10 protein-coding genes and 1 other RNA gene are annotated in these 12,300 nt (G+C 39.8%); 3 read left to right on the top strand and 8 right to left on the bottom strand.

What is annotated here, in order from left to right; genetic code table 11:
* Positions 1–7: 7 nt before the first annotated feature.
* The 8 genes from MK396_RS02535 to MK396_RS02500 form a co-directional block, all read right to left on the bottom strand.
* The gene (locus MK396_RS02535) at positions 8–1,333 is read right to left on the bottom strand and encodes a trypsin-like peptidase domain-containing protein (RefSeq protein WP_326845826.1); all 1,326 of its coding nucleotides are present in this window, start codon (positions 1,331–1,333) and stop codon (positions 8–10) included.
* 122 nt (positions 1,334–1,455) lie between these two features.
* Positions 1,456–2,145 carry a response regulator transcription factor gene (locus MK396_RS02530; protein WP_000518005.1) on the bottom strand — a complete coding sequence of 230 codons (690 nt, stop codon included), beginning with the start codon at positions 2,143–2,145 and terminating at the stop codon, positions 1,456–1,458.
* Between the two features lie 11 nt (positions 2,146–2,156).
* Positions 2,157–3,581 carry an NADP-dependent phosphogluconate dehydrogenase gene (gene gndA, locus MK396_RS02525; RefSeq protein ID WP_213988346.1) on the bottom strand — a complete coding sequence of 475 codons (1,425 nt, stop codon included), beginning with the start codon at positions 3,579–3,581 and terminating at the stop codon, positions 2,157–2,159.
* A 75-nt stretch (positions 3,582–3,656) separates the two neighbouring features.
* The gene (mapZ, locus tag MK396_RS02520; protein WP_268723553.1) at positions 3,657–5,087 is read right to left on the bottom strand and encodes a cell division site-positioning protein MapZ; all 1,431 of its coding nucleotides are present in this window, start codon (positions 5,085–5,087) and stop codon (positions 3,657–3,659) included.
* 12 nt (positions 5,088–5,099) lie between these two features.
* Complete coding sequence (locus tag MK396_RS02515; protein ID WP_268723552.1) at positions 5,100–6,257, bottom strand: THUMP domain-containing class I SAM-dependent RNA methyltransferase; 1,158 nt, start codon at positions 6,255–6,257, stop codon at positions 5,100–5,102.
* Positions 6,258–6,340: 83 nt separating this feature from the next.
* Positions 6,341–6,722: RNase P RNA component class B (gene rnpB / locus MK396_RS02510), an RNA gene on the bottom strand.
* A 22-nt stretch (positions 6,723–6,744) separates the two neighbouring features.
* Positions 6,745–7,071, bottom strand: coding sequence for a cell division regulator GpsB (gene gpsB, locus MK396_RS02505; protein ID WP_061418633.1), 327 nt, complete (start codon positions 7,069–7,071; stop codon positions 6,745–6,747).
* Positions 7,072–7,140: 69 nt separating this feature from the next.
* Positions 7,141–7,668, bottom strand: coding sequence for an SLOG family protein (locus tag MK396_RS02500; RefSeq protein ID WP_268723551.1), 528 nt, complete (start codon positions 7,666–7,668; stop codon positions 7,141–7,143).
* 66 nt (positions 7,669–7,734) lie between these two features.
* Here MK396_RS02500 and recU point away from each other — a divergent pair, with 66 nt between their 5' ends.
* The 3 genes from recU to MK396_RS02485 all read left to right on the top strand — a co-directional run bounded on the left by recU (position 7,735) and on the right by MK396_RS02485 (position 12,149).
* Positions 7,735–8,331: a Holliday junction resolvase RecU gene (gene recU, locus MK396_RS02495; protein ID WP_000248760.1), complete on the top strand. Its 597-nt coding sequence runs from the start codon at positions 7,735–7,737 to the stop codon at positions 8,329–8,331.
* The gene (gene pbp1a, locus MK396_RS02490) at positions 8,328–10,502 is read left to right on the top strand and encodes a penicillin-binding protein PBP1A (protein WP_268723550.1); all 2,175 of its coding nucleotides are present in this window, start codon (positions 8,328–8,330) and stop codon (positions 10,500–10,502) included. The genes recU and pbp1a overlap by 4 nt, the downstream gene beginning before the upstream one ends.
* 381 nt (positions 10,503–10,883) lie before the next feature.
* On the top strand, positions 10,884–12,149 hold the full coding sequence (locus MK396_RS02485) for a hypothetical protein (protein ID WP_268723549.1): 1,266 nt from the start codon (positions 10,884–10,886) through the stop codon (positions 12,147–12,149).
* Positions 12,150–12,300 lie beyond the last annotated feature (151 nt).

Below are 12,300 nucleotides of genomic sequence, written 5' to 3'. Positions count from 1 at the left end.
TCCGATATTAAATCCACTCACCAGATGAAGCGAAATTATAAACTTTACCATCAATCGTCTGACTACCTGTGACCATAGCACCACTTGAATTGAGATAATACCATTCACCTGATACTTTTATCCATCCGGTTTTCATATCTCCATTAGAAGGATCTAGATAGTACCATGTTGAGCCATCTTTGTACCAACCAGTCTTCATGTCTCCATTGCTCTTATCTAAGTAATACCATTTGCCTCGGAGGTATTTCCACCCCGTTGCCATTTCACCAGAAGATTCAAAATAATACCACTCCCCGGATATTTTTTGCCAATCTGTGAGCATCTTACCAGAAGCATCTAGATAGTACCAAGTATCATTTATCTTTTGCCAACCTGTTTGTTTCGTACTATTCTTATAATAATACCAAGTACCACTAATCAACTTCCAACCATCAATAGAATGCCCTTGAATAACAGAGTAGATGAAAGATAGAGCTTTCTCATTTAACTTGACAGCATAATTCATTTGTTCAGGGTCACTCCCAGAAACATGAACTCCGACAACCCTATTGGTAGAATCATACACTGCTGAACCGCTCGCACCACCCTTTGTATCTATTTGGTAGAATAAAAAATCCCCTGTGTCTTTAAGAATATTCTTAAAGCCTGTATACATCTGCTCGTCTTCACTAATGGCTGGATAACCAGTAATCGTAGCTCCTATACCTTTGAGATTTTCAATATTATTCGGAAGTCCTAACGTCCCTAATTGAGCGCCAATCGGTTCTTCCAAAATTAAAACTGCTAAATCATAGGTAGTAAGCTCATCTGGAGCAGTATTTCGAAATTCTTTTAAATAGCGAGCTTCTTTTACTTTTATCCGACCAAACGGCACACTATTTGGAGTACGAGCAGGAGTAACATATAGTTCTTCTGCATCTTTACCAAACTCATGTTTATAAATATTATGAGCAGCAGTAATAAGGACATTATCCTTTATAAAATTGGCACTCCCTCGATAAGTTACATCTTTACCATTTTTCACACCACGAAATTCTGACTCTACATAAGCTGATGTAGAATAAGGATATTGTAAAGTATTTTTTACCTTAACTAAATCATTTTTACCAATAATGACTTCTGACTGATTTGTATAATATTGACCATAAGTTGGTGAAACATTCGGAAGTGAAAAATTATTATTTCCTGGACTCTCTTGTAATGTTTCACTTACCTCATATTCTTCACCTGTACTAGAAATAACAGTCAAAGCAGATACTGCCGGTAGCTGACTAGCCAACAAAGTACTAGCAACAATTGAAATCCCCAATTTTTTATAAAAAGTTTTCTTCATTAATTGATCCTCCTGAAAAAATTGTAACACACCTGTTCGTTCCTGTCAATACAAAGAAAAAAAACGAACAGACATCCCTTTCTCCATTTGAAAAAAGCAGTTACATAACTGCAACTGCTTTTCTATTCTTGCATGGTGTAACCAACACCACGCACGGTTTTAATGTAGCTTTTTTGACCTTTTACATCAAGCTTGCTACGTAGATAACGGATATAAACATCCACGATATTAGTCTCTGTCGCACTTTCGTACTTCCAAACACTTTCCAACAACTGCTCACGAGTCAAGACCTTCTTACTTCCCATGAGAGTGGCCAAAAGGTCATACTCACGGCGCGTCAGAGCAATCATCTCCTCGCCACGATAAACGGTATGATGTTCTACATCCATACGTAAATTGCGGTAAGACGTTGGGACCTTCATCTGGCTACAGTGTTGGTCGATAAAGTCCCGACCTCGGAAAATCGCTGAAATACGAGCCACCAGCTGATCAATAATCACTGGCTTATAGATGTAAGAAACGGCGAAGCGCTGGATTGTCTCAATCTGGTCTTGCAATTCTTCGCGATGGTCCAAGACCATGATCACTGAGGCAGGTTTTGTCCGACTTAGCCTCTCTGCAAAATCCTGGGCTGTCATATCCCCCAGACGAGCATTCAGTAAAATCAAGTCATAATCTGTCTGGAGAGCCATGGAGAGGGCTTTTTGCCCCTCCTCTACAAGATCAACACGGTATTGCTCTTTTTGGAGTTCCAGACTGAGAAAATGAGCGAGATTTCGTTCTTTCTCAAGTAATAAAATCCGTTTCCCCATGGCAGACCTACTTATTTCTCGTCATACCAAGAGTAGTGGAAGATTCCTTCTTTGTCTTTACGTTGGTAAGTGTGGGCACCAAAGTAGTCACGTTGTGCTTGGATCAAGTTAGCAGGAAGGTCTGCTGAACGATAGCTATCAAAGTAGGTAATAGCTGCTGAGAAGGTTGGCACTGGTACACCAGCTTGAACAGCAAGAGCTACGATATCACGCACTGCTTGTTGGTACTTGGCAGTGACATCCAAGAAGTACTCATCCAAGAGAAGGTTTGCAAGGTCTGCATCACGGTTATAGGCATCTGTAATCTTTTGCAAGAAACGAGAACGGATGATACAGCCATCACGCCAGATAGATGCGATATCCGCAAATGGCAAGTTCCAGTTATTTTCTTTAGAAGCCACACGCAATTGGGCAAAACCTTGTGCGTATGAAATGATTTTTGAGAAGTAAAGGGCTTGACGGATCTTTTCAATCAACTCAGCCTTGTCACCTTCAAATTTGAAGGCAGCTGGCTTTGGAAGGACCTTGCTAGCATGTACACGCTCTTCTTTGTATGTAGAGATGTAGCGAGCAAATACTGACTCAGTGATAAGTGACAATGGCACACCAAGGTCAAGTGCTGATTGGCTAGTCCATTTACCAGTTCCCTTGTTACCTGCAGCATCAAGGATGTAGTCTACGATTGGTCCATCTTGACCTTCATCATCTTTACGGCTCAAGATATCAGCTGTAATTTCAATCAAGTAGCTGTCCAATTCACCCTTGTTCCACTCAGTAAAGATTTCAGCCATGTCTTCTGTAGAAAGGCCAAGCAAGTGTTGCATCAAGTCATAGCTTTCTGCGATCAATTGCATGTCACCATACTCGATACCGTTGTGGACCATTTTCACATAGTGACCAGCCCCATCAGGACCGATGTAAGTCACACATGGTTTGCCATCTTCTGGTGCTTTAGCTGAGATTTCTTCGAGAACGTCCGCAACCAATTCGTAGGCTTCTTTTTGTCCACCAGGCATGATAGAAGGACCTTCAAGGGCACCTTTTTCACCACCAGAAACTCCAGTACCGATAAAGTTGATACCTGAGTTTGCCAATTCTTCATTACGACGGATGGTATCTTTGTAGAAAGTGTTTCCTCCGTCGATCAAGATATCACCCTTGTCGAGGTGGGGAAGAAGAGCTTGGATAGTTGCATCTGTACCAGGCCCAGCTTGAACCATCAGCATGATACGACGAGGTTTTTCGATTGAGTTTACAAAGCTTTCAACGTCATAGCTTGGCACAAAGTTCTTTTCAGGATGGCAGGCAATTACGTCTTCTGTTTTTTCTTTACTACGGTTGTAAATGGCAACTGTATAACCACGAGATTCGATATTTAGGGCAAGGTTACGACCCATTACGGCCATACCTACAACACCAAAGTTAGCTTTTGTCATGTGACACTCCTCTTATTTCATTTGTTTTATTTTATCATTTTTACCTATGAAAGGAAAGAATTTTGTAACGGACTCCTAATAGTCCAAGTCATCTGCATGGCCAGAACCATTCCCTACAAAGTAACCCGTCTTACAGTTGAGGGTGAAGAGGTAGGTTCCATCTGGTTTGTAGAGGTTGTAATAGCCGTTTCCGTTTACAATATTGACACGTTCGAGAATGTATTGGTTGCCAGTGATATAGCCACGAGCACGTGAGGTTGCTAGGATTTGTTCCAATACACCATCTGCAAACGTCCAAGCAGGGTTATTGCTATCGTCTACAGCTGATTGGTTATAGGGTACACGACTAGCACTTCTTTGAAGATTAACCCCATCGTCAGACAAACCACCATTTGTGTCTCTAGCTGGTGCCGTGGTGCTTGTTGAAGGCGTCGTACTGCTTGCATTGTTTTCTGTAGCGGAACTTGAACTTGCTTGACTTGAGCTGGAAGCACTGGTTTGTTGGCTCTTACCAAGGCTAATCGCCTGAGCTAACAGTTTATCAAGCTCTGTATTTCCCGTTTTAACTTCCGTGAACTTAGCATCCGCCTTGGCTTTAGCATTGGTATCCAAGACACCATCAGTAATAGCTGGACTTTCAAAGAGGGCATTGATATCTTGAATGGCCTTGATTTGAGTTGCTAGGCTATCGTATTTTGACTTAGCTAGTGTATAATCACGGCTACCTTCTAACTTATCTAGCAAGGTTTTTAGCTGGTTCAACTTATCGAACTGGCTATTTTTTAAAGCAGTCTTATTGGCATCCGTATAGAAGGCATCATAAAGCGTATTGAACTCTTGCAAGTCGGTTTGCGATTCTTGATTTCCTGAAGATGATTGAGAAGACTGGATTTCTTGGTTTGAACGAGATACCTGACGGTAGACATAATACGTCCCAGCAAGAACAAGAATCGCAGCTACCACAGAAACGATAGTAATCAGACGTTTCTTTTTAGAGCCTGTTTCAGGTTCCGTCTGTACTGATCGTGATAGGGAAGTATAGGTTTCTTCTTGTTCCTCATTTTCCTCATTCATTTCCTTGGATGCTGTTTCTGTTAAAACGAGAGGCTCTATTTCAGTACTTTCTTCATCTTGAAGTGGAGGAACAAACTGAGTAGTTTCTTCATTGTCTATCTCTTCAATAGATTCCTCGGAAACCACATCTGAACCTTCTACCTCTCCAGAAAGTTCACTTGTTTCACGAACTTCTTGGATTAATTCCTCTAAGTTTCGAGTAGAAGCCAACTCTTCTTTTTCAAACTGATGAGTTTCAAACTTATCTGCCTCGATCTCTTCGCGATGCTGTTTGATGTATTTGTCCAAGATATTGTCTTCAGGCAATACTCCAGCCTCAACCTCTTCATTCTTACGAATTGCTTGACCAACAGTCAAATCTTTTGCTTCGTCAAAGTCGAATTGTGGCTCTTGCTGTTCTTTTTTATGACGATCATGTCTTTTCTTGCTCATGAGTTTACCTTTCTATTTTACCTCTTGGCGTTTCACACGCTGACCAAAGTATTGATACAAATCCACTTTCAAGGTCCCGTTATAGAGTTTTCGTTTTTTATCTGCTGGACTTCCGTACTTACTTTCAAAAGCTTCGTCACTCGTCAGGATAAACTTACTCCAGGTTTTCAGTGGTGCAAAGGCCTGTCCCATCTCAGCATAAAGTTTCGTAACTCCTGCATCATCGGACAAGCGTTCACCATATGGTGGATTGGAAATGATAACGCCATTGATCTTGTCTGTGCGCAAGTCCTGTACCCGCATTTGCTTAAAGGTGATATCTCCTGCAACACCTGCTGCTTGGGCATTTGCCTTGGCAATTTCTACCATACGAGCATCAATATCACAGCCCATAATGTCCAGCTCAAGTTCACGATCAATTTGCTTAGCCGCCTCAGTACGGACCTCTTGGATTAACCGATCGCTGACCCAGTTCCATTCCTCAAAAGCAAAGGAACGGCGAAGGCCTGGTGCCATCTTTCTAGCAATCATAGCCGCCTCGATACAGAAAGTTCCTGAACCACAGGTCGGATCAATCAAGGGCTTGTCTGGATACCAGTTAGATAGTTGTAAAATGGCCGCTGCCATATTTTCCTTGATAGGAGCTCCACCCTTTTCCGTACGATATCCACGTTTAAAGAGGCTAGAACCTGTCGTGTCAATCATAACAGTTGCCACATCCTTAAGGATGGACACCTCAATCTTAAACTCAGGACCAGTTTCCATCAAAGGAATTCCTTCCGGGCGGGCATAGTGTTTTTGTAATTTCTTCACAACAGCTTTCTTAGAAATGGCCTGAACACTAGGCTCGTTATGAAGTTTAGACTTCACACATTTTGCCTTTGATATCGGGAAACGCGCCCCAAGCGGGAGATAGTTTTCCCAATCTAGAGCAAAAACACCTTGAAAAAGCTCTTCAAAGGTCTTAGCTGGAAAGCTTCCGACTACAATCTTGATGCGATCCGCTGCACGAAGCCAAAGATTGGTCTCAATGATTGCCTTCACATCTCCTTGGAAGCGGACACGCCCATTTTCAACCTGGCAATCATAACCAAGTTCTCGCACCTCACGTCCAACGACAGCCTCAAGACCCGCCGCAGCAGTTGCGATTAAATTAAATTGTTCTTTCATTTCTAGTCTTGCAAGACCTTTCTCTTGTTCACTTTAAAAAATGAGGTTGAGAAAGATTTCTCAGCCCCAACCTATATGCAATTTTCTATAAGCCATGTTTTGTTCCAGAAGTGACTAGGACCACTTCCTTCGATAATCATCTGTCTACCGCTAGCAGCATAAATCTGCTAGCAGTCAGAGTACTACGTTCGTTTCCGTGCACTCCATGCCCCGACCAAAATTTGGGTTGCTAGCTTGAGGGGTTTACCGCGTTCCACTCTCTCTGTTTCCAGAAAGACTCCGTCACTGTGGCACTTTCAAGCCTATTCTGACCTATCCGAAGACTTAGCCATTTCGACTGCCGTAACGATCACTCGTCCCTAGGCTTATGGATTCGCCTAGCACAAACACTACAGGCATCACAGCCTGTGCTAGCATGGACTTTCCTCATGAAAAGAGAACCTCTTCACGCGATTATCCAAAAATTGCACTCATCCCTTACTCAATATCAATCTTGATTGTCTAAAATTTGCTTACCAAATACTTCTTTTTCGAGACGATTTAAGCGTTTCAAAATATCAAAATTTGTCATTGAAGTAGAAGCTGTTACTTCAATAGAGTCTGGTTGAGTTGGAGCCGCCTGTGGTTTACGAGACAACTCCTCCTTCAAATCGGCAATTTCTTGGCGAAGGGATTTAACCAAAGCTGCGTAAGTTTCATAATCCTTAATCACATCATCAAGGAATTCATCCACCTCTGCTCTGCTATATCCACGCACTTCGCGTCCAAACTCTTGTTCAAAAATATCTTTTGCTGAAAATATAATACTTGCCATGTCTCTCTCCATTCTGGGTTACTAGTATTATTATATAAAAAAAGACAAGTAAAAATCAAGGTCAAAGGGTTACTTTTCAGAAAAATTTTCTGCTAGTTCATTTAACTCATCAAATGTTAATTGCCTTGTAACATAGTCCGCTTGATTTTTCATCATTTGGTAAAAATATTGTAACTTAGTTTTGTTTTCTTCATCATAAAAAAGATAGCAAATATCTGTGTTCTCCAGTAAAAATTTCTGATAATCACGTAGTTGTCCCTTGTGTTCATATTGTGGATAGGCATATTTAACAAAATCAACTTGCTTGAATTCGCTCAACTTCACTTGATTGGCTTCATTCCAATTACTGCCATGGGTTTCAAAATCAAAAATGGTCGCCAGCTGAAATCCATAGTCTCTTTTCATGTCTTTCGCCACCTGAAGCACCCAGTACTCAAAGCCCAAAGCCCCAGTAAAGACAAGCCAGGTCACCCCTTCCTCTGCTAGGCGCTCTAAGTCCCTCCGAATAGCTGTTTTGATAATATCAACGCGAATATCCTTGTCATTAAAGAGACCAAGGTCGAAGGCAGAATAACCTGAAATCAAGGCTGTTGTCATTTTTAACCCTTTCTTTGTAAATTTATGATATAATAGAGTGATGTTATTGTACCAATAAGGAGAATTATGGTCAACTATCCACATAAAATTTCATCACAGAAGAGACAAGCTCCCCCGTCACAAACTAAAAATTTCGCAAATCGGGGAATGTCTTTTGAAAAGATGATCAATGCTACGAACGACTACTATTTGTCGCATGGGTTAGCAGTGATTCACAAGAAACCGACTCCCATCCAAATCGTACGTGTCGATTATCCCCAACGAAGTCGTGCCAAGATTGTTGAAGCCTACTTTAGACAAGCTTCAACTACTGACTATTCAGGGGTTTATGATGGATATTACATCGACTTTGAAGCAAAGGAAACTAGGCAAAAACATGCGATTCCGATGAAGAATTTCCATCACCATCAAATTCAGCATATGGAACAGGTCCTTGCCCAGCGAGGAATCTGCTTTGTACTCCTTCACTTTGCTTCTCAGCAAGAAACTTATTTATTGCCGGCTGTTGACCTGATTCGTTTCTATCATCAAGATAAGGGACAAAAGTCAATGCCACTTGGATATATTCGAGAAAATGGATATAGGATTGAGCTGGGTGCCTTTCCCCAGATTCCCTATCTCGATATTATCAAAGAACATTTACTAGGTGGTAAAACAAGATGAACAAACAAACTATCCTGCGAATAGCTAAATATATCAGTATCTGCTTCTTAACTGTATTTATCGCAGCTATTATGCTGGGCGGAGGTCTCTTTCTCTACTATGTTAGCAAGACTCCAGCCCTATCTGAAAGTAAACTAGTCGCTACAACGTCTAGTAAAATTTATGACAATAACGATGAACTCATCGCTGATCTTGGATCAGAACGTCGGGTCAATGCTCAAGCAAACGAAATCCCGACCGATTTGGTCAACGCTATTGTTTCGATTGAAGACCATCGCTTCTTTAATCACCGAGGAATTGATACTATCCGTATCCTAGGTGCCACCCTACGAAATCTTCGTGGTGGCGGAGGCCTTCAAGGAGCTTCAACTTTGACGCAGCAGTTGATCAAGTTAACCTATTTCTCTACGTCAACTTCTGACCAAACCCTTTCTCGTAAGGCTCAGGAAGCATGGCTTGCCGTTCAACTAGAACAAAAGGCGACTAAACAAGAGATCTTGACCTACTACATCAACAAGGTTTACATGTCAAACGGAAACTACGGAATGCAGACGGCTGCTCAAAGTTACTATGGCAAAGACCTTAAAGATTTGAGCATCCCTCAATTGGCCCTCCTTGCCGGAATGCCTCAGGCTCCAAACCAATATGATCCATACTCGCATCCAGAAGCTGCCCAAGAACGTCGTAATCTCGTCCTCTCTGAGATGAAGGGGCAAGGCTACATTACAGCCGAACAATACGAAAAAGCGATTAATACTCCGATTACAGATGGACTTCAAAGCCTAAAATCAGCTAACAGTTATCCTCCTTACATGGATAATTACCTCAAAGAGGTGATTGACCAAGTCGAACAAGAAACAGGCTACAATCTCTTAACGACGGGTATGGAAGTCTACACAAACGTTGATTCTAAGGTCCAACAACGTCTCTGGGATATTTACAATACGGACGAGTATGTCAACTATCCAGATGATGAGTTACAGGTAGCCTCTACTATCGTTGATGTCACAAACGGGAAAGTCATTGCCCAATTAGGTGCTCGCCACCAATCAAGTAACGTTTCCTTTGGAATAAACCAAGCTGTAGAAACTAACCGTGACTGGGGTTCTACCATGAAGCCTATTACAGACTATGCTCCTGCTTTGGAATACGGCGTTTATGATTCAACTGCTGCGATTGTTCACGATAGTCCTTATAATTACCCTGGAACCTCTACCCCTGTCTATAACTGGGATAAGAGTTACTTTGGAAACATAACACTCCAGTATGCTCTCCAGCAATCACGGAATGTGCCGGCTGTAGAAACACTAGAGAAAGTAGGACTTGATCGTGCCAAGACGTTTCTAAATGGACTCGGTATTGACTACCCAAGCATACACTATGCTAATGCTATTTCAAGTAATACAACTGAATCTGACAAAAAGTATGGAGCAAGCAGCGAGAAGATGGCTGCGGCTTACGCTGCTTTTGCCAATGGCGGTATCTACCGTAAACCTATGTATATCAACAAGATTGTCTTTAGTGATGGTAGTTCAAAAGAATTCTCTGATTCTGGTACACGTGCTATGAAAGAAACGACAGCCTATATGATGACAGATATGATGAAAACCGTCTTGGCATACGGAACTGGTCGAGGAGCCTACCTCTCTTGGCTACCACAAGCTGGTAAAACTGGTACGTCAAACTATACAGATGATGAGATTGAAAACTACATTAAAAATACGGGTTATGTAGCTCCAGACGAAATGTTCGTTGGCTATACTCGTAAATATTCAATGGCAGTTTGGACAGGTTACTCAAATCGTCTTACTCCTATCGTTGGTGATGGCTTCTATGTTGCTGCGAAGGTCTACCGTTCAATGATGACTTATCTCTCTGAAGATGATCATCCTGGTGACTGGACTATGCCTGAGGGTCTCTACAGAAGTGGAGAATTCGTATTTAAAAATGGTGCTCGTTCTACATGGACTACACCTGCTCCACAGCAAGCCCCATCAACTGAGAGTCCAAGCTCATCATCAGAAAGCTCAACTTCACAGTCTAGCACAACTACTCCAAGCACAAATAATAGTACGACTACCAATCCTAACAATAATACGCAACAATCAAATACAATCCCTGGCCAACAAAACCAGAACCAGAACCAAAATCCTCAACCAGCTCAACCATAACATTTATTCAACCCACTTTTAAACCTCACTCCAAAAGTTAAATTTTTCTACCTTTTGGGATGAGGTTTAAATCTAATCGTTTTTGATATAACAACAGAGTAAATTGTAGTCGGAAAAGTCATACCAAAATTGAATAAAACTTTTAAAGAGTAGGTAATGAATTTATATGTCTGGATTTGAAATCAAGAAAAAGCAATACAACAAAAACCTAATGTATAGAGTTTGGAAATTTACCTTTCACACGCTACTTATAGTAGTTGTGAAAAATACGGGACTTCCAAGAAGCCTTCTTATCTCCTCTTACAGCACAAATCCCTTGCAAAAATTAAATATAAATTATTTTTTATTCTATGTACATATTTAAAATAAGGAGAAAATATTTTGAAAAATACAACGAATAAACAGGATGATTTTAAACTCACCACTTGGCCAGTTGGCATATTTATTACTTTGATATTTTGTTTTCCGATTATAGTTAAGGCGGTTAGGTACTCCGCTTATCACGGTGCTACAATTCCTCCAGAACCTTGGAAGTTAGCATTGAACGTTGTAGTTGAAAATTTTTCTTTTTATTCAACTGCACTGAGTATTTCTTTCACAGTATTTATATTTGTCAGTAATGAAAGGAATAGACACCGTGATGAAAGAAAAGAACGTGAAAAAGAACGTGAAAGAAATGCAAAAGAAAAAGAAAAAGAATTAGAACAATACAAAGATTGTTATCGGCCTAGTTTTGTAGTTAATGATGCCAAAGGCATTATTCTAATAATGAGAGAAGATAATTTATATATAGAGAATATAAAGTATTATGATTCTAGCGACAATACGAAAAATTGTATTAGCAAAGTATCTTTAAAGTCGGGAGAAGTTGTTTCTGAAAAGATACCACGTTCATTTTATATTACTGCTACAACAATAATTGGGGAGGAAATTCTTTTTGGATATCTTAATGGAGGTATAAAGATTTATAAATATTTAAAATCGAAGGGGAATGCATTATATCCTGGTATTGGAAATTATAGTGATATATCATCTTCTAAAGATTGGGGAGACTACAACAATATTAGTGTGCCGACTAATTCAATGTTCTCTGAAATCTTCTTTTATAACACATACGAAATTAGAGAAAAAATTTTTCTGAATGCAAATAAAGTTAAAGATATTATAGAGTCAAGGAATTTCAATAAACTTTTACATTCCTTATTCATGTTCTTTTCATATGAAATTGAAGCAAATACAGTGGAACTTTCCAGTGTGTATTCGGTATTGCAAGATGTGTTAAATACTGTAAAATACAACACAGATTGTTTTAATGAAATTAAAAAATTTAATTTTAGATTAGAATACATATTAGATAAAGAATTTTATATTATCAATAATTTACCAACAGAAATTGGTTATTTTGATTCATTGGATGATATTAATAATTTTTTTATGATGGACTTTATTGACCATATACAACGTAATCTTTGTTTATTAAAAACTGAAGAGAAGATTGACAAGTCTACTGAAAAATTTGTTTTGAGGGACATTTTAGCGATATTACTGGAGGTTTTCGATAATACAGATGTACCTAGTCTAGGTAATATTCTTTTAATTGATTTTAAGGCAAGAATCTTTAATAATATTCACTTTAAAAACTACTGATAAAGTATTTTTGAGTAGTTGTGAGAATTTTTTGTAATAAAATAGACAGGAAGAAAAATCATGATTCAGAATACGGGAATAAAACTTGTAATAAGAGTTTATTATTCAGAAACGCATACCCATTTTATGCAAATTGGGTATATGGGATTCA

The organism is Streptococcus oralis, assembly GCF_026782235.1.
Classification (GTDB): domain Bacteria; phylum Bacillota; class Bacilli; order Lactobacillales; family Streptococcaceae; genus Streptococcus; species Streptococcus oralis_CC.
This window is presented reverse-complemented; position numbering and strand designations above follow the sequence as displayed.